Genomic DNA, 24187 nt, shown 5'->3' on the forward strand with positions numbered 1-24187 from the left:
GAATACATCCATCATTAATTGTCGATTCATTTCTGCAAATAATGATTTTGTTGGCTTCTAATAAGTGTAAATAAAACAATAGGGGTAATCCCCCCGAAAAATAATATGTATCAAAGCAAGATAGCTCCATTTTCCGTTAACAAGGGCAACCACTACCGGAGTGAGGGGAGGCAAACCATTTTAATCAACAGAGAGAAATTTAGTTCTCCAAAGATGATGGTAAAAAATGAATAAAATGGCTAAATTAAAAAAAGAGCGAATTGACTTAGAAAGTATGCTTTTAGCAAAACCCTATAGTAAAGCAGCCTATGAAGCATTAGAGGCTCTGAGACCCTTTTTTGATAAAATTGATTGTATGAAGAGCTATTATCCTTTAGGTAGAATTAGATTGGTATATCTATTTTTAGAAAGTGATTTAGGCGATGATAAAGACTTATTTAATAGCTATGGTCGATTTGCAAATCTTATTGAAGGTATAGAAGTTTAGTTTAAGTATTTGTAAACATTCTTAGAAGAAAAATAACCAGACACGCTTCTTAAATACAAGATAAGTCGCTCTTTAATAACATGGAAGTTTTAAAGGCTTAGGCAATTTTGTTTATGTCTTTTATGGCTATGCAGCCAAGGTAATATTCAAACGCAAAAGTTTGGTAAAGACATAACCCTTACTCAACAGTTTGATGTATTTAACTACAAAAATAAACTAGACACCCACACTAATTTTTGCAGGTTGGTGAACAAAGTGCTACCACTGTATCGTTGCATTCGGGGTGCATCTTGTATGGATGAGCATTTTACAGGTCAAACCTGGTACATGAATAAACTAGATACATGAATAAACTAGACACCCACCCTAATTTTTGCAGTTTGGCTAACTAAGTACTAGGCTTTTATCAGTGCAAAAAAAAGCAGGGTGTCTTATGGCAATCGCAAGAAAGCGTCAAGTAAGTTTGGTTGATACAAAATATTACCACTGTATCTCGCGTTGTGTTCGGCGTGCTTTTTTGTGCGGTGAAGACCATTTTACAGGGCAATCTTATGAACATCGACGAGGCTGGGTTGAGGATAAGCTGCTTGAATTAGCCAAGATATTTTGTATTGATGTGTGTGCTTATGCTGTTATGAGTAACCACACGCACTTAGTGTTGTATGTTGATGATAAAAAAGCAAATAGACTGAATGATAAAGCAATTGTTATTCGCTGGCATAAACTGTGTAAAGGCACGTTACTCACGCAAAAATACATACAAGGTGAAAAGTTAAGTAAAGCTGAGCTTATCTTTTTTAATCAAACAGTCAAACAATATCGAGAGCGCCTATCAAGTATTAGCTGGTTTATGCGCTTATTGAATGAAAATATTGCTCGTAGAGCAAATAAAGAAGATAACTGCTCAGGCAGATTCTGGGAAGGTCGCTTTAAATCTCAAGCACTCCTTGATGAAGCCGCACTTGCGGCCTGCATGGCGTATGTAGACTTAAACCCCATCAGAGCCAAAATGGCAAATACACCAGAAGACTCTGACCATACGAGCGTTCAAAAGCGGCTAACATACGCAAAAGATGGCAAACAAACAAAAAAATTGCTCCGCTTTGCAGGTATGCCACGTCAAATAATGCCAAAAGGATTACCGTTTGAACTTAAATCGTACCTTGAACTTGTTGAGTTAACAGGGCGAGTAATACAAGAGGATAAACGCGGGTATATTAATAATATGAACCTCCCTTTGCTAGAAAGGTTAAATATATCGCCAGAAAACTGGGTGAAACTGACTACGCAATTTACACGCGTATTTCATGGTGCAGTTGGCCGCCCGTCTTCACAAGCAAGTTACTGTGAAAATCTAAACAGAAAACGGCGAGCGGATCTTAGTAACTGTGAAAAGCTATTAGCATAAACTTTAAATTACTCATTAGAAAAAGTTGTTACTGCAATGGTGCAGTTGTTTCTATGCGTGTAATTTAGGTTTAAAGGTGATAATGGTTTATTTACTGGATGAAATGAAGTAACGCAGTCGTAAAATATTAATTATTAGCCTAAAAAAATAAATCTAGAAAAACAGCTTTGCTTGCAGAATTAGAGTGGATGTCTTGTTTGGTTCGAATTAGAGTGGATGTCTTGTTTGGTTCTTGTTTGGTTCTCTCGACGCAATTCCAAACCAAGGATATGTTAGAAATAAATTAGCAGTGAAAGATGCATGGAAACCAGAATTAGATCGTGTTGTTTCTTTTGAATTGACAGAGGAACTCCGCGTGAAATCAGGACCAGTTGGTCCTCAAGTAGATAAAGAATCTGGCAAGTACCTATCAGGAGGTGGCTCACAAGTAGAAATGCAGGTTGCACCTCCGGAAAGGATGAAGTATTTGAAAATTATTAATGAAGAACCATTATAGAGATGAATATGACAAAAATTAGTAACTTTGATGTAACTGATAATGCTGTAAGTTGGAGCTTAGGTGATGAAAGAATACGGATACCTTACACTAACTTGGAGCATGCTGTCGTTAATGAAAACCAAGGGTATGTATTGGTTTTGTTAAAAGGTGAAGAGTTACCTGAAAAACTGATCGTTCTAGATAGTGCGAGCCTGTAACGGATTCTGTGTAACTGCCCGTTTTACATTTTAAATATGCTTGCTGAGTCGTTCCTCAAATTCAATGATAAAACGACTCATTGCATTTCGCCAGTCACGAATTGGCATCGTCCATTTTTTCGATGCCTCTTTTATTGCCAAATAAATCATTTTTCTCGCAGAGTCGTCATTTGGAAATATCTTACGCTTTTTAATCGCTCGGCGAATAACGCTGTTGAGTGACTCAATGGCATTCGTTGTATAAATGGCTTTTCGTATTGCATCCGGATAATTAAATAACGTGTTTAAATTGTCCCAATTCGCACGCCATGACTTTGCTATTTGAGGATATTGATTGTCCCATTTCTCTGCAAATCGCTCCAACTCCAGCAACGCCTCCTCTTCTGTCGACGAGCGGTAAATCAGCTTCAAATCAGCCGTCACGGCTTTATAATCTTTCCATGAGACATATTTCAATGAGTTGCGAACCATATGCACTATACACAATTGAACATGAGTTTGCGGGTAAGCAGTATTAATTGCATCAGGAAATCCCTTCAGGCCATCTACGCACGCGATTAAGATATCTTCAACGCCCCGTTGGCTTAATTCGGTGAGCACGCTCAACCAAAACTTAGCCCCTTCATTTTCTGAAATCCACATGCCAAGCAATTCTTTATGGCCGTCAATATTAATACCTAAAGCAAGGTAAATAGACTTTTTGATAACGCGCTTATCTTGGCGTATTTTTACAACCAGGCAATCCAAATAAACAATAGGATAAATCGCATCCAGGGGGCGAGATTGCCATTCAGTGACCTGCTCCATAACAGCACTGGTAACACGTGACACCAATGTGGGAGAGATATCAGCGCCATACCACTCATGAAAAGCATTCACGATATCGCGTGTGCTCATTCCTTGGGCATACAGCCATAAAATTTTATTATCCATTGAGGTGAATCGAGATTGATGCTTTTTAACAAGCTGCGGCTCAAAAGAGCCTTCACGGTCGCGGGGCGTATCAAGCTCAAACTCACCGTCTTCTGTCTTGATACGCTTACTTGTTTTACCGTTTCGGCTATTACTGCTCGTGGATTTACTGTGTTTTTGATAGCCTAAATGTTCATCCATTTCTGCATTAAGTGCGGCTTCAACGGTTATCTTTTTTAACATCTGACTAAATTGATTTAAATCGTCAGGTGTTTTAATGCTTTTAGCTGCTTCTTTTGCAAACGCTTCAAGTTCTTCTTTATTCATGTTCATCGCCTAATCCTTAAACTCTTGATAGAGTAAATTATGATAGGCATTTACACAAAATTAGTTACATCCTCGATAGTGCAGGAAAAGAAATTGAAAATATTACGTCAATTGATAATTTTAAATTATATTATTTATCTTCACATCCTAAAACTGAAGTGTCTATAGTATGTATATCTGATTCGCCAGTTGATCATTTTACTGATTGGCACTTCGGGTATGATATAAAGCATCATCAGTTTGTTCGTTTAAATCGAGCTTATTGATTTTAAAGAGTTTAGTTGGTCTTGAATTCATTATCAATTAATTGGAAAACCCGACTCTATATAACGAGCATTAAAGTTATGTAAAATAACAACTTTAAAAAGAGAATAAATTAGATACCCATTTTAACATTTGAGTGAAAAACTGACAGAAACTCATCTTAAACATAAGATAAAATGCTCTTTAACAACATAGAAGTTTTAAAGGCTTTGGCAATTTTGCTTAAGTCTTTATGGCTATGCAGCCAAGGCAATATCCAAACGCAGCGTTTTGGGAATGATATAACCCTTGCTCAACAGTTTGATGTATTTAACCGCTTAACATAGCAACAGTTAACCCATCCAGCGCAGGCACTATTTGACACCTGCACGTACAATTACGACAACGTAAATCAGCTGATTGCCAAAAAAGAAGAGGGCGTTAGCAGCCACAATATTAATTTTGAGTACAACAGTCTTGGCCAGTTAATCCAGCAAACGCTTGCAAGCTCTCAGAATGATACAACCACGCAATACCAGTGGGACAGTTTTGGTAACCCAGTTAGCCAATCAAAAATTCAAAATAACGAGTTATCCGAACAACAAGCTACTCAGCACAATGATGATAGCGATGCGACCAATAAGGTTGAAAGTAATCATTCAGAAAGCAAAATTAATGTAATTCATAGTGAGTATAACGATTCAAGTGCTGAAGCGCTTGCTAGTGATTTAAGTGATAATGATGCTGTTATTACAGGCATAACTGATGCCGACCGTTTAACCCACTTTGGCGATAGCGACTTTCATTATGATGAATTCGGTAACCAAATACGCGAAACTGGCAAAGGCATAAAAACCTGCCGCGAATACAATGCATTTAATCAGCTAAGTTGCTTTAACAACAACGGCACGCTCACTCAATACGACTACGACCCACTCGGTCGCCGTATCGCCAAGCACACCGAGCAGGGCAAAATTGACTACATTTGGGATAACGACCAGCTAATCGGCGAATACCAACACGGTGAATATACTTGGTACATCAACCTGCCAAATCAATTTCACCCAGTCGCACTGATTAAACAAGGCGAGGTGTACTACTACCACCTAGACCAACTGAATACCCCACGTTTTGTAACCAACAACAAAGCAGAAGTAGTATGGGAAAACCAAGCGGGTGTGTATGGTTATGAAGAGTCAGAGGTAAGCAATACAAATAGCTTCACTCAACCAATCCGTTTTCAAGGGCAATACCTAGATATTGAGAGCGGCTTACACTACAACCGTTATCGTTACTACAGCCCCAAACAGCAACGCTTTATCAACCAAGACCCGATTGGCTTAGTAGGTGGCATAAACCACTATCAATATGCGCCAAATCCGGTCAATTGGGTGGATCCGATGGGGTTGATGTGTGAAGAGGGTGAGAAGAGCTTAAAAGAAGCGTTAGATACAAGAGTTGCTTCTGGGTGCATAAGTCCAAAACTATCTGAAAAATTATTTAAAGCAGCTCAAGATGGGCAATTAACTCCAAAAGAAATTAAAAATAGTTTAATAGAAGATAGCTCTCATAAGCTTATTAAAAAAGTAAATGATGCCAAGCCTGAGTATTCTATAGAGGGTCCTAGTTCTTTAGCAGATGTTCTTGATAAGTTAGAGCTGGCGAAACAGAGAATTGATGATAATGGCGGTTATGTTCCTAAATACTCAGATGATGAATTGCGTTCAATGGCATCATCGGGGCAACCTCCAACGGATAGGTTCGTTGTTAGGTTTTCCACAGCTCCTAAAAATAATGAAACTAAGGAAGTAATTATACCTGAATTGAATGAAGGGCCTGTTGGTCATTTACGAGAGTCTTCAGGCCGCCATCCTCTCTGGATGAGTACTTTTGATCAAATAGAATATGCTGATAGTGATCCTAAAATAATTGCTGATGTGTTTGGCACCAATTATGATCCTAACCAAGATTATGTTTTATATGTTATAGACAGAGGAGAAGATCACGAACAGAATGGTTCTGATGTTTTTGTACCTACTTTTTCAAATATAAAAGAAAAGTTAAAAATTGAGTTCGCAGGTGAACTAGATCCACATCTAGTTGATAAGGTTATGACGCCGGAATATTCTAAGAAATTTAGAAAGCATTGGTCTGACTTCAATACACATCTTTCCGATAGGGGATTACATTGGACTGAAAGTTTTAAAGAGGATAGAGCTCAAGCCTTTGCTGTTGAGCACTTCTCAGATTCTGGTCAAGCAGATGAGTTTTTAACTAGGCAGGTGATCTTATCTGAGATCGGTGCTTGGGAAGTCTTCACAGGGGATGGTTTAACTGAAATGAAGTCGAAACAAGGTAAACCTGGTGCACTTGAAATTCTTGAGATTCAGCATAGCCCAGTGTCAGTGAAAGAGTTGATAGCACAGAAAAAAATATTAGAAATACCATTAAAACATAGCTAGTTACCGGATTAATATGAAACAGTTTAGTTTAGTAAACACAGAAAAAGAAAGACTTAAATATAAGCATGTGAAGTTGATACCACAAAATAAAAGTGGCAATGACTTTTTTGATCTGTATTTAAGTAAAGAGCATATAATTATCTATATTTACTCGATAAATAAGCTTGATATATTAGAAAATCAAATTGAAATTCCAATCGATGCTGTTGAATGGCTTGAAAATACTATTGTCAACGGCTTCTGGAAAAAACCAACAGATGGTGGTTTACCAAAAAATCAACACGCGGTTTCCAAAGTCTTTAAAAATGAAGAAATTCTAATTAGTCGTAGCTCAAATGCAGGCACCTATGAAAAAGGAGGCTTTAATATTAGAAATAAAGCCAGAAGCTCATATATCCTCTCATCTAGGCCACAATCTATCCAGATAACTGATGATGTAGTTAAATTACATCTTTTAAAATTTTTTAGAGAGATTTTATTGTAGGTCATTAATTTTAAAGTGATTTAAAATGCAATAATTGGAGAAGAAGAATAAACTAGAAATAAACTAGACACCCATCCTAATTTTTGCAGTTTGGCTAACTAAGTACTAGGCTTTTATCAGTGCAAAAAAAAGCAGGGTGTCTTATGGCAATCGCAAGAAAGCGTCAAGTAAGTTTGGTTGATACAAAATATTACCACTGTATCTCGCGTTGTGTTCGGCGTGCTTTTTTGTGCGGTGAAGACCATTTTACAGGGCAATCTTATGAACATCGACGAGGCTGGGTTGAGGATAAGCTGCTTGAATTAGCCAAGATATTTTGTATTGATGTGTGTGCTTATGCTGTTATGAGTAACCACACGCACTTAGTGTTGTATGTTGATGATAAAAAAGCAAATAGACTGAATGATAAAGCAATTGTTATTCGCTGGCATAAACTGTGTAAAGGCACGTTACTCACGCAAAAATACATACAAGGTGAAAAGTTAAGTAAAGCTGAGCTTATCTTTTTTAATCAAACAGTCAAACAATATCGAGAGCGCCTATCAAGTATTAGCTGGTTTATGCGCTTATTGAATGAAAATATTGCTCGTAGAGCAAATAAAGAAGATAACTGCTCAGGCAGATTCTGGGAAGGTCGCTTTAAATCTCAAGCACTCCTTGATGAAGCCGCACTTGCGGCCTGCATGGCGTATGTAGACTTAAACCCCATCAGAGCCAAAATGGCAAATACACCAGAAGACTCTGACCATACGAGCGTTCAAAAGCGGCTAACATACGCAAAAGATGGCAAACAAACAAAAAAATTGCTCCGCTTTGCAGGTATGCCACGTCAAATAATGCCAAAAGGATTACCGTTTGAACTTAAATCGTACCTTGAACTTGTTGAGTTAACAGGGCGAGTAATACAAGAGGATAAACGCGGGTATATTAATAATATGAACCTCCCTTTGCTAGAAAGGTTAAATATATCGCCAGAAAACTGGGTGAAACTGACTACGCAATTTACACGCGTATTTCATGGTGCAGTTGGCCGCCCGTCTTCACAAGCAAGTTACTGTGAAAATCTAAACAGAAAACGGCGAGCGGATCTTAGTAACTGTGAAAAGCTATTAGCATAAACTTTAAATTACTCATTAGAAAAAGTTGTTACTGCAATGGTGCAGTTGTTTCTATGCGTGTAATTTAGGTTTAAAGGTGATAATGGTTTATTTACTGGATGAAATGAAGTAACGCAGTCGTAAAATATTAATTATTAGCCTAAAAAAATAAATCTAGAAAAACAGCTTTGCTTGCAGAATTAGAGTGGGTGTCTTGTTGGGTGTCTTGTTTGGTTTTGGTTCCTTAACTCAGCCAATTCGCTTTCAAGGGCAATATTTAGACGAAGAGAGCGGCTTACATTACAACCGCTATCGCTATTACAGCCCTAAACAACAGCGTTTTATAAACCAAGATCCGATAGGTTTAGTGGGTGGAATCAACCATTATCAATATGCGCCAAATCCGGTTAATTGGGTGGATCCGTTCGGGTTGAGTTGTAAGGATGGTAATGCTTCACAAATAAAGCAGGGTTTGGTTAAAGCTATGTTAATGGGAGCGCTCGTAGCTGGAGTCTTGATGCAATAGCACAACACGTTTTGAATGGAGAAATTGATCCTGTTTCTGTCGCTGTTTCAGCGGTCGTTGGCGCAGTTGCTGGTGGTGGAAGTTCAATATTTGTAAATGCAGCTTCGATTGGCAGAATTTCATCTACTAAAGCTATTGCTTATACTGCAGTTCTGGCTAGTATATCTAATACAGGAGGAACTTTTACTTCAAATTATATTAATGGAAAAGAAACAACTATAACAGAAGCTTCAATTGCTGGAACTGTTGGTCTGTTGGGTGGTACCTTTGCTGGACGCTTAAATAGCGGGAGCATTTTAACCTTAGAAAAAGGTTTCGGAGGACTCAACAGTGCAATATCAAATGCAACGAGAAGTTCAATGGTCGGTTCTACCCCTGTCGCAGCCAAAACTTCAGCTTTAGTCGAGGTAGGTAAATTTTCTACAGATAGTATAACGATGTTTGGTCAGAAGTTAGCCTCCGAATCTGTCTTGATACCAGAAAGTGAGGGTTGTATTACTAAAGTTAACTCAGATAAGTAAATTGTAAATCTTTTTACAGAATAAAAATTACAGAACTAATTCATGAGCTGGAGTTATTAGTGGCGTTTATGTCTGACAAAAATATTATTAGGAAGAGTAATGAACAATAGAGCAAAGTTATTGCATTTATTAAAAGAAGAGATTATTTACTTATCTATAGCTCTTATATTTGGCATTATGACGTATTTGAATCATGATATTTCGAAGTCAGTTGAGATGTTTCTATATGTAGCATTGTTTTTTCAGTTAATAATTTTAATAACTAACTGGAAATTAATATTTAGTAGTGATTGACTTAAGGTTTCTAAGAAAACTAAAAATAACCTAAATACGTATTTAAAACGTAAAAATACAACGCTCTTTATAAACATGGATGTTTGAAAGCTTAGGTAATTTCCCTTAAGTCTTCTATGCTAATGAGGGCAAGGAAGTGCCTTACTTAACTCGATTCAAGCAAACTGAATTATAGCTAAAATAAATTTGGTCAGCTAAGTGCTATTTACTTGCACCAAGCCAACAGCACAGTTAGTACTGCACAGCCGCTCATAACATTAACTTATGACAGCCAAGGCAATATTCAAACGCAAAAGTTTGGTAATGACGTAACTCTTACCCAATAATTTGATGTATTTAACCGCTTAACACAGCAGCAGTTAACTCATCCTGCGCAAGCGCTATTCGATACCTGTACGTACAATTACGACAGCGTAAACCAGTTGATTGCGCGTAAAGAGGAAGGTGTTAGTAGCCATAATATCAATTTTGAGTACAACAGCCTTGGCCAGTTAATTCAACAAAATCTAGCCAGTTCTGAAGCTGATACAACCACCCAATACCAGTGGGATAGTTTTGGTAACCCAGTTAGCCAATCAAAAATTCAAAATACCGAGTTAGCCGAGCAGCAGACTACTCAGCCAAATGATGATAGCGATGCTAATGACGCCAGCAATAAGGTTGAAAGTAATCAGTCAGAAAGCACAAATCACGTGCTTCCCAGTGAGTATAGTGACTCAAAGTCAGCAACGCTTGCTAGTGACCTAAGCGAAGATGATAGGGTTATTAAAGGCACCACGGACGCAGACCGTTTAACCCATTTCGGGGATAGCGACTTTCATTATGATGAATTTGGTAACCAAATACGCGAAACCGGTAAAGGTATAAAAACCCGCCGCGAGTACAACGCGTTTAATCAGCTAAGTTGCTTTAACAACAACGGTACGCTCACGCATTACGACTACGACCCATTGGGTCGACGCATCGCCAAGCATACCGAGCAGGGCAAGATTGATTACATTTGGGATAACGACCAATTAATTGGCGAATACCAGCACGGCGAGTATACCTGGTACATCAACCTACCAAATCAATTTCACCCGGTCGCGCTAATTAAACAAGGTGAGGTGTATTACTACCACCTAGACCAGCTGAATACCCCACGTTTTGTAACCAACAATAACGCAGAAGTTGTATGGCAAAACCAAGCGGATGTGTATGGTTACGAAGAACTAAAAGCAGAATCAGAGTTAAATAAAGAAAACTCTTTTACTCAACCAATCCGTTTTCAGGGGCAATATTTAGATGAGGAAAGCGGTTTACATTACAACCGTTATCGCTACTACAGCCCGAAACAGCAAAGGTTTATAAACCAAGATCCGATAGGCTTAGTGGGCGGCATAAACCACTATCAATATGCACCGAATCCGGTTAATTGGGTGGATCCGTTTGGGTTGAGTTGTAAGGAAAATACATGGAATACCTTTCAGAAAAATACTAAAGGACATTTTAAAAATAGTTCTGAAGCTTCAACCAGTTACCAGATGATGCAAGAAGTACAAAATATGAAAAATGGTGTTCGGCCAAAGCCCGCTAAATATCTTCCTCAGTCATATATTGATGCTCATATTCAGCAGTTTAATGGTGGAGCTTCACGATTTATGACAAAGTCCAATTTGGAAAAATATGGACCGGGCAGCGTGATGGAACTTCATTTGTTATGCCTAATAGTGAAGCTGATGCATTGATGTTTCAAGCTGCTGGAGACCCCGGTGCGCTAGCTGAAGCAATAGGTTTACCTCGAGAGATGTTAGAGGGTAATGAATTAATGCGTGTTGATTTTGCGGATCCTGATAGTTTGGGGCTTAGAATGCCTTCAGGTAATGAAGCTGGTGCTAATGATCAATGGCTTGTTGGTGGAAGATTACCGGATGGTAGCTCTGAGGCTGTGATAGACGTTGGTGATATTCCGACAAGCAGGTTTAGTGTTAAGAACGTAAAAGATTAAGGGGAATATTATGAAATTTAAAGATTTATTTTTTTCTAAAGAAAAGTTTTTTTCGGTTGGTATTGAAGAAAGCTCTGGTGATTATTATGTGTCTATTCCGGTAAGTAATCGTAAAGTTGATTATGAAGAGTATTATCGTATAGATAAAAGTCTTTTTGATAGAAATGCATCTGATCTAAATCAATTAGAATTTGTTGCCGATGAATGTCGTAAACGATTGCGTGATAATGATCTTATAATTAAACCAGGTGCAGACCGAGGCGTGCCAATTTAGTTCGTTTTATAGTTTAGCAATAAGCCATGCTCATTTATGTCTAGATTATTTCCCAAGATAAAACGAAAGAAATAAAACAGGCACCCACTTTAAGACATAAGATCAATACGCTCTTTAACAATATGGATGTTTAAATGGCTTAGGCAATTTGCTTATGCTGGTGACTAACAGCAATATAAATACGATGCTTGCAACCGCTTAACCTCGGTTACACAAAGTGATAAACGCCATGTAAAAATAGAGCGTGATAAATTAGGCCGCGTGATTGCGCAGCATGCAAGTTTGGCAACCGATACTCACATCGTTAATAACGCCAATTACTACAGCTATAACCTGCAAGGTAAAATTACCCGTGCCCATAATGCACAATCAACCTTAAAGCAGCAGTTTGATAAAGGCGGGCGATTAGTACGTGCTGAGCAAGTACATAATCAGCAACAAGCGCATACCTTAAAATACAGTTACGATGAATACGGCAGACGCCAAACACTGATTTTACCCGATTCAAGCAAACTGAATTACAGTTATAATAAATTTGGTCAGTTGAGTGGCATTCACTTACAGCAAGCCAACAGCACGGCTGTTGAACTTGCAGCGCTTAGCTACGACAGCCAAGGTAATATCCAAACGCAAAAGTTTGGTAATGATGTAACTCTTACCCAACAATTTGATGTATTTAACCGCTTAACACAGCAGCAGTTAACCCATCCTGCGCAAGCACTATTTGATACCTGTGCATACAATTACGACAGCGTAAACCAGCTGATTGCGCGTAAAGAGGAAGGTGTAAGTAGTCATAACATTAATTTTGAGTACAACAGCCTTGGCCAGTTAATCCAGCAAAACTTAGCGAGTTCTGATGTTGATACAACCACGCAATACCAGTTAGCCAGTCAACTGTTCAAAATAACGAATTAGCCGAGCAGCAAACTCCTCAGCCAAGTGATGCCATCAATAAGGTTGAAAGCAACCAGTCAGCGAACATACCTAGTGAAATTCATAGTGAATATAACGATTTTGCACCGAATAGCGATGAAACTGATACAACTTCAAGTGATTTAAATGATAATGATGATGTTATTACTGGCATCACTGATGCCGACCGTTTAACTCACTTTGGTGACAGCGACTTTCATTATGATGAATTTGGTAACCAAATACGCGAAACCGGCAAAGGCATAAAAACCCGCCGTGAATACAACGCGTTTAATCAGCTAAGTTGCTTTAATAACAACGGCACGCTTACTCAATACGACTACGACCCACTCGGGCGTCGTATTGCCAAGCACACCGAGCAGGGCAAAATTGACTACATTTGGGATAACGACCAGCTAATTGGCGAATACCAACACGGTGAATATACTTGGTATATCAACCTACCAAACCAATTTCACCCAGTAGCACTAATTAAACAAGGCGAGGTGTTCTACTACCACCTAGACCAACTGAATACCCCACGCTTTGTGACCAATAACAAAGCAGAAGTCGTGTGGGAAAACCAAGCAAATGTATATGGTTATGAAGAGTCAGAAGCCGATACTGACTTTAATAAAGAAAACACCTTCACTCAACCAATCCGTTTTCAAGGACAATATTTAGATATCGAGAGCGGCTTACATTACAACCGTTATCGCTACTACAGCCCCAAACAACAACGCTTTATAAATCAAGACCCGATTGGTTTAGTGGGTGGAATTAACCATTATCAATATGCACCAAACCCGGTTAATTGGGTGGATCCGTTTGGGTTGAGTTGTAAAGAGAATACATGGAATGAATTTCAAAAAGATCATAAAGGCATGTTCTCAAGTTCTTCGGAAGCTGCAGCAGCCTATAAAGATTTAGTTGAAAATATGTCTCCATGGCCTATTGGCTTTGATTACAAAGCGACCATAAGGGATATGAAGGTAGGCGAGACCTTCAGTATGATAGTCGACGATGGTAGTGAAGATATGCCGGGTAGGTTTGCTACATTCGACAATATTACAAATACAGAATATGGAAGGCAAAAACTAGCTATTAAAGAGTCATGGAAGCCAACATTAGATAATGTTGTTACTTATGAAGTGCTAAGGCCATTTAAAGTATACGAAGGCCCTGTTGGCCCGCAAGTAGATAATGGGAAGTATCTCAAGGGTGGTGGTACGCAAGTTACTTTCGCAGATAATAAAGATTGGTCATCTGCACGCCCAAATAAATATAATGACTATACAGAAGAGCCAAAGTTAGATGTTAAGTCAAAAAGAGAATTAGCAGACGATGAGCTTGATCTCACAGATGAATCCGTCAGAAAAGCATTATATGAAAAGCATGGAGTGGTTGTTGGCCCTTATAAAAAATTACAAGGAATAACAAAGGAAGGCTACCAGCGGGAACACTTTATTCCCCACTCTTGCTTTATGGAAAGATCTAAGTATGCAAAAGAAAAGCGCTCTAATGTACCAATAGGCAAAGACTTTGGTAATTACAATGAAGCCGATGCGATAACATACTTTGTATTTGATGATCAAAGTAAAGGCACTGAGCATAGGTACCTTACTGATGTTGAAAAAGACTATGCTAAATCGCTTGATAAAAAAGGCGAGTACGCCACAGTAAATGAATGGCTAGACCATATGGAGAGTGAGACGGCAAAGTCGCTTAGTATGGAGACAATTGAGAGGGCGCCAGGCGTATACGAGGCGAGGATCCCAGAAGAGGAAGCAGCTTTAGTGGCTAAGGCGATTCGAATAGATGCTGAAAACTACTTAGATAATGCAGGGGTTAATAAAGATGCCAAAATGTCTAATTTAGTTGGCGGTGGTGGTGTTCCTGATGATGATACCATTGAGATAGGCGAAGATTTTTAATGAATTTGGAAGTATAAATAATGCGTAATGATTATGAGATAGTACATGTAATTGATCTTAAGGTATCAAACCTTGGTGAGCATAGATTAATAACATATTACAATGAGGCGGATGCGTTAAATGCTGTAGGCGGTGTAAGCTTAAAGGAAAAAACACACGTTAAGACGTGTTTAGGTGCAAATTTTCAGCTTAACGCTATGTGGTCATCACAAAACGGTCATTTATGGGTTGTAGATGACCAAGGTGACGTATTTACTAATGCTAATATTAATTTTAAGCAGCCGCCTTTTGAGCGATTAAAATTTAATTCAGGTAGTTTTGATATTAAGTGGAATGTTACTGAAGTATTTAAAGGTCAGTTAAATGCAATTTGGGGAACAACAGACGAAGATGTATGGGTAACCTCCTTTGCAGGTCCTGCGTTTCACTGGGACGGTCAGTCTTGGACTAAGTACACACTTCCAAAAGCGCCAAATGCAATAGATGGCTCAGCTTCTGATGACGTATATGTTGTTGGTTATGATGGAAACATACATCATTTCGATGGGAATGAATGGTTGAAAATAACTTTACCTTCAGGCATACCGCAGCAAGATGCGTTCACTGATGTAAAAGTGCTTTCTCGAGACAAGGTTTTTATTACTGGTCGAAGTGGCTGTTTACTAGTAGGTAATGCAAAAAATGGCTTCACAGATATTGGATCTGCTAAATATTCATGGTACGGAGTTGGGGCAATTGAAGAGCGTATTTTCCTTGCTGGTGGCGAGCAAGGTATATTTGAATTAATTGATGGGCAATTTGTATGTTTGAAAGATAAAGGGCAGCCTGTAGGTGTTTTTGAAACGCCTAACGCCATTAATTTTATACCTGCAGAGCAACAACCAAACCCCTGGTTTGTAAGGTATGAACCTGGGGCTAGCAGAGAGTGGACGAAAGTAAATACTTAAATAGCTAGCAAAACCTGATTCATATAAAGTCAAATTTCAAAGTATATTTAATAGAGTTATTTAGGATTTATGAAAATAAAAAGAGTGTTTAACAGAGAAGGTGATTCGCCTAATACAACCCTGTCATGGGTCTATGAAGGAGAGCTAATTGAAATAAATTTTAGCTTTGATGCTAGTGCAGTTTTTTCTAAAAAGCTAAACCGAGTTTTTGTTGAAGCATATGCCGATATGGAAGTTCAACTTTTTAAGTTAAATGGTGAGTATGTTGAAAAATACAAAATTGCTACTTTAGAGCATTATAGCTTTCGCGGTTTAAATCAAAACATGGATTCAAAAACAGGTGTTTCACTATTATTTCACCCAGATACTAATGAAGCTGGTAATGAATGGGGAGATACAGAGCAATATGAATTTATTATGGGAGATAACACTCTCGGTAAGTTTTTAGATATATATAGATGATTGTCATTTTTATGGCTTGATATCTGTTTAGAAATTGTAATCCCGTCGGTAGGGAGGAAGCTGTATAATAATATAGTCGATTTTCATCGAAATGTTCAAAATTTGAATAGTACTAATATAAATAGTTAAAAAAGTATTTTTATAGAAAAGGAATTTCATGTTTAACTTAAATATGACTGCAAGTGTTGGGTTAAAATCAGCAAATAAATCGGCTGACGTAAAACTGATACGTTCACTCTTAAATGCTTATGCACGTAAAACGGGATTACCTCCTATTGCAAATAGTAAGGTAGATAGTAACTTTATAGATTTAATTCAGCACTTTCAAAAAAGAATTATAAAAATGGGGAATCCAGATGGTATTGTTGCTGCAAATCGAGGGACTTTTAGAAAGTTAGTTGAATTTTTGTTTAGTACTTATACTACGGTTTCAATAACTAAACCAACTTATGGCATTTTAACATGGGATGCAGAAGGAACCGAAGGTGGGATTTATCATAGCCGCTGTTTTCATGTTCCATCTAATAGGTCTGGGCTAACCATTGGTCGAGGTTATGATATGCGTGATAAGACATTTTCCAAAGTTAGTGGTCATCTTATTCAAGCGGGTATCGATAATAAAGTAGCTAACGTTATAGCCCTTGCTGCAGGTAAAATGGGTAATACAGCTAAGCAGTTTGTTATAGAAAAAGACTTACTTGATTTTGAAGTATCAGCACAGGTGCAATTAAAGCTATTTGAAATTGTTTATAAAGAAATGGAAGCTGATGTAAAGCGGATATGTAATAAAACTATAACAAGTCAAACATATGGAAAAACAGATTGGCTAAATTTAAACTCGAAGATAAAAAACGTCCTGATAGATTTAAGGTTCAGAGGAGATTACCACCCTGCAAGCCGTAAAGTTTTACAAAAACATGTTGCGAATAATGATTTAATTTCTTTTAAAGCTGAAATTAATAAAAGTGCTAACTGGAGTGGTGTTCCACTAACTAGGCAGCAGGCTCGGACTAAGTATATAAATTCATAGGTGCTTGATGAAACTAATAATTACTAGCGTATATTTTATTTTAATTTTCTTTTGTACTGACTCTGAAAGTAATGATGACAGATCTTATGTGAGCCTTGATGTTATAGAGATGAATGTGGAAAGGGTTAATGATAACTTATTCCGCTGGATAAAATTTCATCCTGATAGTTACTTTCCATGTTTACGGTTAGAGATTTTAGAAGCAGGTAGTAATGCGCTTATCAAACGAAAGAATATTTGTAGCGTGTATGATGAAGCTTTAAAAGTTACACATGATTTTAAAAAGTTATCATTTTTAGATACCTACAATCTGAGTGTTGAATCTCAGACTCTAACATTTGAGTTGGAGCTATCTCTACTAAGCCAAAATGTGGTTAATATGAATTGTTCAATTAAGATTGAAAATACAGACTTTTCTCCACTTGTTTGTCACCGTTCAGAGTCAGAGTAGTTGGGATAAAGTGTGGTGAGAATACCGTCCACATTTGTGTATGATTTTAATGATTCAAGCTTTAATAGACAGAATTAGCGAAATATATTTAACATTTTAAATGTAATAACGGCTCCAAACTATCTAAAATAATTACTTAAATAAGTAGGTATGGTTTGGTACGTTTCAAAAAAACTCAAGAGTTTTGATTAGCTAAAATTTAAAGTTAGGTCTATGTGTAGTGGTACAGTGATTTTGGCCACCCATTAAGAAAGAAATGTTATGCTAATAAGCATACAAATTTGGGTGAAAAAATGACGAAATTAAAACGCGCAACGTATTCTGCGGCAATCAAATTAGAAACGGCTCAGCTTGTAGTCGACCAAGGTTATACGCAAGAAGATGCAGCCAAGGCTATGGGTGTTGGTAAATCAACCGTAAGTAAGTGGGTTACTCAATTAAAGCAAGAGCGTAATGGTCAGTCACTATCGGCTTCACCAATGACGCCCGAACAAATTGAAATTCGTGAACTTAAAAAGCAAATCCAACGCATTGAATTAGAAAAGGACATATTAAAAAAGGCTACCGCTCTCTTGATGTCCGACTCCCTGAACAATTCTCGTTAATCGAGAAGTTAAATCAACGAGAGCATTATCCCATTAGCGTGCTATGTGGCGTATTCGATGTGCATCGCAGCAGCTATAAATATTGGGCTATACGCGATACAACGCCGACACCTGAGCAAGTAAGGTTAGAGGCTGAAGTTAAAGCAATACATAGAATGAGTGGAGGCTCAGCAGGTGCAAGGACAATAGCTACAATAGCGACAAACAATGATTTTGAATTGAGCCGTTATCGTGCTGCTAAGCTAATGGTTAAGTTAAAGCTTGAAAGTTGCCAAATTCCTCAACATTCATATAAGCGCGGTGGTAATGAACACCTTGAAATCCCAAACCTGCTTGATAGGCAGTTTGATGTTATTGAACCGAATACTGTGTGGTGCGGTGATGTAACGTATATTTGGACAGGCAATCGCTGGGCTTATTTAGCGGTCGTTATTGATTTATTTGCGCGTAAAGTGGTTGGTTGGGCAATGTCGTTGTCGCCAGATACTAATTTAACACTAAAGGCGCTTGAACTCGCTTATGAAAGTAGAGGTAAGCCAAGTGGGTTGATGTTTCACTCAGATCAAGGGAGCCATTATACGAGCTTGAAGTACCGCCAACGTTTATGGCGCTATAAAATTACACAAAGTATGAGTCGACGCGGAAATTGTTGGGATAATGCGGCTATGGAGCGATTTTTTAGAAGCTTTAAAACGGAATGGATGCCAAAGGTTGGATATGAAAACTTTAAAGAAGCTAAATATAGCGTAAGCGATTACATAAATGGATATTACAATAATGTTAGACCGCATCATTATAATGCTGGTTTAGCGCCAAATGAATCTGAGGTTAGATACCAAGATTCTAAAACTGTGGCCAAAATTAGTTGACCACTACAATGGGGACGTTTTTAATGGCTAAAGGTACCGAAATCTTTTTATTATTTCCCCCATGGAAGCTTTTGCGTAGGTTCTTATTAGTAACAATCATTTTACTTTTGGGAACGGTTTATTCAGGAATGACATTGTTAACACAGTACTTTGATGCAAGTCCAGAGTGGCTGTTGGGCATTTTGTTTTCCGTTGGAATTATGTTTTGCCTTATAAATTTTAAAGTTAGCCAGGGCTCTTTCCTATGTGCAAATATATTAAAATACTATGCTGTATTTTTAGCTTTGATTTGCTTACCGTCTTTTATAATTTTAGAAGGAAGTAGTTATCATATTGCTACGGTTACCAATATAGCTTTTATGCTGCTGTCTTTTTATCTAATTAAGGGAAATAAATACCAAGGCTTAATTAAATATCAATATAACTTTTTTAAAGATATAAAAGATGCTCGGGCCGCTGTTGAAAAAGAGATAGCTAAAGGAAATAAAAGGAAGAAAAAGTAAGGCAGTGTAGCTTTGCTTACTTAATTGAAATACTGAGGAACATAAAGAAAAATGGGGTGACGAGTATGTAAGTCGCGCAATGTCACTATGGCGTGAAGTTAAGGAGTGTTATTCAACAAGTGAAGAATGTAACTTCACTGCACAAGAGCTTTTATTTGCAATGAGCTATGAATATGCAGTTGCTCCTTACAGCTCTGAGAATAATAACGCTATTGAATTTTATAGATGGTGTTTTGAAAATTTAAATAAAAAACAAGGATAGGTAATGAATAAAATAAACACGGATGTAAATTATAGAACAATGGCCGGTAATGCTCGTTTAGTTATGTTAGGCGAATCAAGCCATAATACCGCTGGCTATAAATATGAAGCTATTAAAGCCCTAAAGCAGCTTAAAGGAGCAGGATTTACTCATTTTGCGATGGAGATGTTGCCACGCTCTATGCAAGAAAAAATAGAGTTTTACCAACGTACGGGTAAAGGTTTTAGAGAAATTCAACAATACTTCGATGAAAACTGGGCTTGGGGTTATTTAGTTCCTAAAGCTTATGGTGAGTTAGCAAAAGCTGCTAGAGATATTGGCTTAAAAATTATAGCCTTAGATATTTCGCAAGAAATGATGGAGGCTATGGATAAGGAGTGCTCTTATGATCAATATATTGGAGGGGACTGTTTAAGCACGCACACGCGTCGTAATAAAATATGGGCTGATAATATAGCGGGTGTTTTAAATCAATCGAAAGCAAATCGTATCGTTGCTTTTATGCATCGATGGCATGCTGTACAGGCTTCAAACTACGAGCCTGGTTTAGATACCCTAATGCCAATTAGGGGAATCAATAGCATTAGGTTTATAGATTTTATAGGTGGTATTGCTTGTCTATCTCAAAGGCGTTGTGAAGGCGATTCAACTGAAATAAATACTCTCAAGCAGCAATATTTTTATCGTGAAGGTTTCCCTTCTAAACATTCAGTGAAATCATTTCAAGTTCATATTCCTGAACAAAGAGTCAATTCTGATGGAACTCTCAAATGGTAAAAAGAATATTTATAGCTTTTTTTGTTCTTTGCACAATCACTGCTCAAGTTCAGGCTAAGTCGTTATCAAAGACTTTATGGCCAGATCTTGATATCAACAATCCTGAGTTGTCTAAAAATACAGTGATGCTTCAATGTCAAAAAAGCTTAATGTACGCGCCTAGACAGCTTGAAAAGTGGTGCGAAAAAGCTTACGACATGGGTGAGTATGAAGCATTACTTTTTATTGGCCATCATACTGGGGACGGCTCACGTTATGTTAATGAGTTAAAGCGCCGTGTGCTGAAAAATGAAAATTTGGCTATTCGCAGGCTTGCATGGCTTTATGATGGTGGTTTGTTTGTTGAAGAAGATTTAAAGGAAGCCGCACGTTTATATGAGCTTTTTTTAACTCAGGCAGAAGAGCCATATCCAATTCTGTTAAGGTCGATTCATTACGATTTAGCAAAAATCTATACAAAGCTTGAAGATTGGCCAAATGTTATTATTAATGCGCAATATGTGATTGATCAAAAGTTAGACGATGGCTCTGATACTTTAGCTAAAACATTAAAAGAAAATGCCGTAGCAGCAATGAACAATTAAAAAATATCAAATCCAAAAAGGAGCTATAAACGCCGAAGTTAAGGCGCTATAGAATTATTATGGAACAACAAAACCAACACACACTAACCAACCTTGTATACGATATTTACGAGGATCCAACCAAAATTGAAGAGCATCAAGAGCTTATTCAACCACTATTGAGCGATTTAGTTGCAACTGCCCCTGCGGGTTTTGAAGGCATGGCGACGATGATTAATACTCACATATCAAACGGGTTTAAGTTTAAAAACCCTAAAATACAGAAGTTTGAGCTTGAGTCAGGCTTATTAAAGCTTAAAACCTACCTGCAAAAAATAAACCTTTAATTAGTTTCGTAATTGCCAATACTCTCGGCGAAGTGTGTTGGCTGTAATCAAGGATGATAAATGACTCTTATAAACACCTGCATTTTAATGCTATTTTTACAGCCATTATTTGTTTATTTAGCACTTTTTAAACAGTCAAAACACACTATTGAACCCAAAAGCTCGTTAGATAATGAAGATTCAATGTTTTTATTTATCGCCCCTGGCTTATCGGTTTTTTACCTTGATCAGTTTTGGGTCGCGCTGCTTTATTTAGGTAGTGTGTGCTTATTGGGTGTATTGCTAGCAAAGATTGTAGAAAGTAAAGCAAACAAGCGATTGACCAGAGATGATTCAATTGGATTCATCGTCGCAAGTTTTATCTTTTTTGGGGTTATAAAGTTAATTATTGTCGCGGCAGCTTATTTTTTTACCGATGATTCTACAAGCGCTATAGCGCAAGATTTAAGTCCAGCTGAAGAGTCCCCATTGACGGTTAGCCAAATTTTTAGTCTAGACTATTTGTATAGCCAGTTTAAACCTACGGTTTATTTTTTAGCATTAATGGTAGTGACCTTAGTGCTAAAAATTGTCGAATATAAGTTCTCATTAAAAGAAGCACTATCGGGTATCCTCATCATAATCAGCGCTGTATTAGTGGGTATTTCACCATTATTTGGAGAAGCTTATGTTTTGGGGGTAATTGCTAACTTTTTTATCTTTTTCATATTTTGCTCTGCGTGTATTGAAATAGATAAAATTGGCGATGCTTCGGGCGGCGCTATTGCTATTTTATATGGCTATATATTGATGATGGGGCTTGGGTTTAGCATTATTTGTAAACTTGTTTATGAAGTTTTATTTTAGTAATTAGCTTTATTTTTGATTGTTTTTTGCTCTTTATGCTTGCAGTTAATACTGTCCCTAATTAGACTGTATTTTAGTTAAGCGGCAACACTATTAAGTTTAATTGTTATCGATTTAGAGCCTAAAGCGGGATTTAAGAGCAATATAAAAAGTGTACATATAGGTATTTATTTAGGAGGGATATACTTTGTTATCTCGTTTAAAAGTTTATTCATTAGTGATTGTATCTATTACAGTTATTTTATTTACTTCAACACAGGCTTTGGCAGATATGTTTGGTTTCTTTAATAAACAAGAATTTGTTTTATCAGCTCCCGTAAAAGGGCGGTTATTGAATGATGGGCAGGGCGTTGCTAATACTAAAGTTGTTCGTTCACTCACTTATGGTGATGAATATGTAGATGAAGCAACTACGGATGAGAATGGTTATTTTGCTTTTGCAGAAAAAACCATTAAAACAGCTAAACCTTCCAATATGTTTGATAATGAATCGTTGATTCAGCACATCTATTTAGAAAATGGCACTCCAGAAGGCATTGTACTTTGGTATGTAACAGTATCTATGCATGAAGGTAGCGATACCTTAACCAACTTACTTGCAGATCTCACGTGTGATATTGCAGATAAGCCGCAAACATCTGATATACCAATTGCCGAAGCGAAAGAGCACTTTTTTACTATCTATGGCGCATGTAAAATTTAACTTTTACCAACTCATTTAAAGGGAATTTTATGAATACTTTAACACCTACTCAAGCTGTACAAATGGCATTACTTGCCTACAAAGCAAAAAGTATTAAAAGTACAACCTTGTTAAACAACTCTTTGCATCCAGCTTTACGTGGAAATTTTAATTTTGGGGTTAATCCTGAAGCAGTGCAGGGGATCTCGGGTGGGTTTTTCTCTCACTTATTTGGTTTAAGTACAGGCTTTGGTTTATTAGGTCATGGTCAAGGAGCCTATCAAGGGGATTCAGTGATCACCATACGTGGTACAGCTTCGCTTCGAGATGGTTTGACCGATGGTAACTTTGGTTTAAGCGGTGGCAGTAATGGCAGTATGGTCCATGCTGGATTTAATAAAACCTTTTACAGTATGAAGCCTGCACTACAAGAGTTCGTTGCTGCAAATATAAGAGATAAAATGACCGGCTGTGTACACATTGTTGGTCACAGTTTAGGTGGTGCGCTGGCGACTCTTTCAGCGGACTGGATCAAAGCGGAATACTCTTTACCGGTAAAACTTTACACATTTGGTTCGCCAAGAGTCGGTCTTGATAATTTCTCTCGAGCTGCCACTTCAAGAATTGATAAAATTTACCGTTGTACACATGGAGCTGATCCAGTAACAAAAGTACCTTTATGGCCATTTTCACATGCACCATATAATGGCCAGGAAATTCGGCTTGATAGTGGTCAGGGGCTTAAAGGAGCTGCGCACAAGCTAAGTGGCACACCTGGCTACGTTAATACCGCCAACAGTAATGATTGGGGAAATTTAACCGTTCGTGCTAATCATTTTTTAAGTACCCCAGTACGGTTAAATTTTGAAGACAGAAACCAAGCTTCATTCAATTCGCATTGGGCTGATAAGTTAGGTGCTGCGCTAGTAACGTTATTAAAAGATGCCGGATATTATAGTGCTGTAGCAGCGCAGGCTGCAATTGGTACCGGTTTAACGTTTTACGATATGTTAGCGCGAACGCTTGATAAAATAGCCAAAGCCTCAGCGTCTTTTGCATCGCAAACATTAGGGCTATTGGGCCATATGTTAGTGTTTGCTGGTAAAGTTATTAGCAAGGCAGTAGAGTTAACTTTCAGCTTTATTAAATCGGTATTCGATTCAACATTAGGTGCTTTATACAATGCGGCAAAAGCAGGTTTAAATGGCCTAGATTGATTCTTCAAAAGGGCTGTTTAGTTAAAAGCAGCCCTTGCTAACACGCCTAACAGTTAATC

Annotated in this window: 28 protein-coding genes and 2 pseudogenes; 29 read left to right on the forward strand and 1 reads right to left on the reverse strand. The window is 37.7% G+C overall.

What is annotated here, in order from left to right; genetic code table 11:
• Window positions 1-235: 235 nt before the first annotated feature.
• The 4 genes from NDQ71_RS23265 (at window position 236) to NDQ71_RS23280 (ending at window position 2591) form a co-directional block, all read left to right on the forward strand.
• Window positions 236-487: a hypothetical protein gene (locus NDQ71_RS23265; protein WP_301562858.1), complete on the forward strand. Its 252-nt coding sequence runs from the start codon at window positions 236-238 to the stop codon at window positions 485-487.
• A gap of 433 nt (window positions 488-920) precedes the next feature.
• Entirely contained in the window at window positions 921-1895 is a 975-nt protein-coding gene (locus tag NDQ71_RS23270) for a transposase (protein ID WP_301562859.1), read from the forward strand.
• Window positions 1896-2127: 232 nt separating this feature from the next.
• Window positions 2128-2391, forward strand: coding sequence for a hypothetical protein (locus tag NDQ71_RS23275; RefSeq protein WP_192543244.1), 264 nt, complete (start codon window positions 2128-2130; stop codon window positions 2389-2391).
• An 8-nt stretch (window positions 2392-2399) separates the two neighbouring features.
• Window positions 2400-2591, forward strand: a complete 192-nt coding sequence (locus NDQ71_RS23280) for a hypothetical protein (RefSeq protein ID WP_301562860.1) — start codon at window positions 2400-2402, stop codon at window positions 2589-2591.
• Between the two features lie 30 nt (window positions 2592-2621).
• Here the strand turns inward: NDQ71_RS23280 and NDQ71_RS23285 are convergent, their stop codons facing one another.
• On the reverse strand, window positions 2622-3830 hold the full coding sequence (locus tag NDQ71_RS23285) for an IS256 family transposase (protein WP_192543251.1): 1209 nt from the start codon (window positions 3828-3830) through the stop codon (window positions 2622-2624).
• 1091 nt (window positions 3831-4921) lie between these two features.
• On the opposite strand from NDQ71_RS23285, the pseudogene NDQ71_RS23290 reads away from it, so the two are divergent.
• The 25 genes and pseudogenes from NDQ71_RS23290 to NDQ71_RS23410 all read left to right on the forward strand — a co-directional run.
• A pseudogene (locus NDQ71_RS23290) lies at window positions 4922-4999 on the forward strand (hypothetical protein); the annotation flags it as partial.
• A 165-nt stretch (window positions 5000-5164) separates the two neighbouring features.
• Window positions 5165-6535, forward strand: a complete 1371-nt coding sequence (locus NDQ71_RS23295; RefSeq protein ID WP_301562861.1) for an RHS repeat domain-containing protein — start codon at window positions 5165-5167, stop codon at window positions 6533-6535.
• Between the two features lie 13 nt (window positions 6536-6548).
• Complete coding sequence (locus NDQ71_RS23300) at window positions 6549-7019, forward strand: hypothetical protein (RefSeq protein ID WP_076918752.1); 471 nt, start codon at window positions 6549-6551, stop codon at window positions 7017-7019.
• A gap of 143 nt (window positions 7020-7162) precedes the next feature.
• Complete coding sequence (locus tag NDQ71_RS23305; protein ID WP_301562859.1) at window positions 7163-8137, forward strand: transposase; 975 nt, start codon at window positions 7163-7165, stop codon at window positions 8135-8137.
• A 196-nt stretch (window positions 8138-8333) separates the two neighbouring features.
• Window positions 8334-8642 carry an RHS repeat-associated core domain-containing protein gene (locus NDQ71_RS23310; protein ID WP_301562862.1) on the forward strand — a complete coding sequence of 103 codons (309 nt, stop codon included), beginning with the start codon at window positions 8334-8336 and terminating at the stop codon, window positions 8640-8642.
• An 11-nt stretch (window positions 8643-8653) separates the two neighbouring features.
• On the forward strand, window positions 8654-9163 hold the full coding sequence (locus NDQ71_RS23315) for a hypothetical protein (protein WP_301562863.1): 510 nt from the start codon (window positions 8654-8656) through the stop codon (window positions 9161-9163).
• A 716-nt stretch (window positions 9164-9879) separates the two neighbouring features.
• Window positions 9880-11184 carry an RHS repeat domain-containing protein gene (locus tag NDQ71_RS23320; protein WP_301562864.1) on the forward strand — a complete coding sequence of 435 codons (1305 nt, stop codon included), beginning with the start codon at window positions 9880-9882 and terminating at the stop codon, window positions 11182-11184.
• Complete coding sequence (locus tag NDQ71_RS23325) at window positions 11157-11444, forward strand: hypothetical protein (protein WP_301562865.1); 288 nt, start codon at window positions 11157-11159, stop codon at window positions 11442-11444. Before NDQ71_RS23320 ends, NDQ71_RS23325 begins: the two co-directional genes overlap by 28 nt.
• 10 nt (window positions 11445-11454) lie before the next feature.
• Window positions 11455-11718 carry a hypothetical protein gene (locus tag NDQ71_RS23330; RefSeq protein WP_301562866.1) on the forward strand — a complete coding sequence of 88 codons (264 nt, stop codon included), beginning with the start codon at window positions 11455-11457 and terminating at the stop codon, window positions 11716-11718.
• 261 nt (window positions 11719-11979) lie between these two features.
• Window positions 11980-12636: an RHS repeat domain-containing protein gene (locus NDQ71_RS23335; protein ID WP_301562867.1), complete on the forward strand. Its 657-nt coding sequence runs from the start codon at window positions 11980-11982 to the stop codon at window positions 12634-12636.
• Window positions 12637-12896: 260 nt separating this feature from the next.
• Window positions 12897-12974: pseudogene (locus NDQ71_RS23340) on the forward strand (hypothetical protein); the annotation flags it as partial.
• Window positions 12975-13139: 165 nt separating this feature from the next.
• Window positions 13140-14567: an RHS repeat-associated core domain-containing protein gene (locus NDQ71_RS23345; RefSeq protein WP_301562868.1), complete on the forward strand. Its 1428-nt coding sequence runs from the start codon at window positions 13140-13142 to the stop codon at window positions 14565-14567.
• 20 nt (window positions 14568-14587) lie between these two features.
• Window positions 14588-15514 (forward strand): hypothetical protein, encoded by a 927-nt coding sequence (locus NDQ71_RS23350; RefSeq protein ID WP_301562869.1) that lies wholly within the window; start codon window positions 14588-14590, stop codon window positions 15512-15514.
• 69 nt (window positions 15515-15583) lie between these two features.
• Window positions 15584-15976: a hypothetical protein gene (locus NDQ71_RS23355; RefSeq protein WP_198522809.1), complete on the forward strand. Its 393-nt coding sequence runs from the start codon at window positions 15584-15586 to the stop codon at window positions 15974-15976.
• Between the two features lie 157 nt (window positions 15977-16133).
• Window positions 16134-17006 carry a hypothetical protein gene (locus NDQ71_RS23360; RefSeq protein ID WP_301562870.1) on the forward strand — a complete coding sequence of 291 codons (873 nt, stop codon included), beginning with the start codon at window positions 16134-16136 and terminating at the stop codon, window positions 17004-17006.
• Between the two features lie 7 nt (window positions 17007-17013).
• Window positions 17014-17457, forward strand: coding sequence for a hypothetical protein (locus NDQ71_RS23365; protein ID WP_301562871.1), 444 nt, complete (start codon window positions 17014-17016; stop codon window positions 17455-17457).
• Window positions 17458-17750: 293 nt separating this feature from the next.
• Window positions 17751-18931 (forward strand): IS3 family transposase gene (locus NDQ71_RS23370; protein WP_192543254.1). Its coding sequence is split into 2 segments (ribosomal slippage): window positions 17751-18009 and window positions 18009-18931, totalling 1182 coding nucleotides; the frame shifts between segments, so codons are not numbered across the junction.
• Between the two features lie 23 nt (window positions 18932-18954).
• On the forward strand, window positions 18955-19434 hold the full coding sequence (locus tag NDQ71_RS23375) for a hypothetical protein (RefSeq protein ID WP_301562872.1): 480 nt from the start codon (window positions 18955-18957) through the stop codon (window positions 19432-19434).
• Window positions 19435-19513: 79 nt separating this feature from the next.
• Window positions 19514-19696 (forward strand): hypothetical protein, encoded by a 183-nt coding sequence (locus tag NDQ71_RS23380; protein ID WP_301562873.1) that lies wholly within the window; start codon window positions 19514-19516, stop codon window positions 19694-19696.
• 3 nt (window positions 19697-19699) lie between these two features.
• A complete protein-coding gene (locus tag NDQ71_RS23385; protein ID WP_138686375.1) occupies window positions 19700-20473 on the forward strand; it encodes a ChaN family lipoprotein in 774 nt (257 codons plus the stop codon).
• A complete protein-coding gene (locus NDQ71_RS23390) occupies window positions 20467-21057 on the forward strand; it encodes a hypothetical protein (protein ID WP_192543156.1) in 591 nt (196 codons plus the stop codon). The genes NDQ71_RS23385 and NDQ71_RS23390 overlap by 7 nt, the downstream gene beginning before the upstream one ends.
• Window positions 21058-21116: 59 nt before the next feature.
• On the forward strand, window positions 21117-21383 hold the full coding sequence (locus NDQ71_RS23395) for a hypothetical protein (RefSeq protein WP_090493392.1): 267 nt from the start codon (window positions 21117-21119) through the stop codon (window positions 21381-21383).
• Window positions 21384-21443: 60 nt separating this feature from the next.
• On the forward strand, window positions 21444-22229 hold the full coding sequence (locus tag NDQ71_RS23400; RefSeq protein WP_301562874.1) for a hypothetical protein: 786 nt from the start codon (window positions 21444-21446) through the stop codon (window positions 22227-22229).
• Window positions 22230-22416: 187 nt separating this feature from the next.
• Window positions 22417-22932 (forward strand): DUF6795 domain-containing protein, encoded by a 516-nt coding sequence (locus NDQ71_RS23405; protein ID WP_301562875.1) that lies wholly within the window; start codon window positions 22417-22419, stop codon window positions 22930-22932.
• Between the two features lie 29 nt (window positions 22933-22961).
• The gene (locus tag NDQ71_RS23410; RefSeq protein ID WP_301562876.1) at window positions 22962-24128 is read left to right on the forward strand and encodes a lipase family protein; all 1167 of its coding nucleotides are present in this window, start codon (window positions 22962-22964) and stop codon (window positions 24126-24128) included.
• The last annotated feature ends 59 nt before the right edge of the window (window positions 24129-24187 follow it).

It is taken from the genome of Pseudoalteromonas sp. KG3, from assembly GCF_030436385.1.
Lineage (GTDB): Bacteria > Pseudomonadota > Gammaproteobacteria > Enterobacterales > Alteromonadaceae > Pseudoalteromonas > Pseudoalteromonas prydzensis.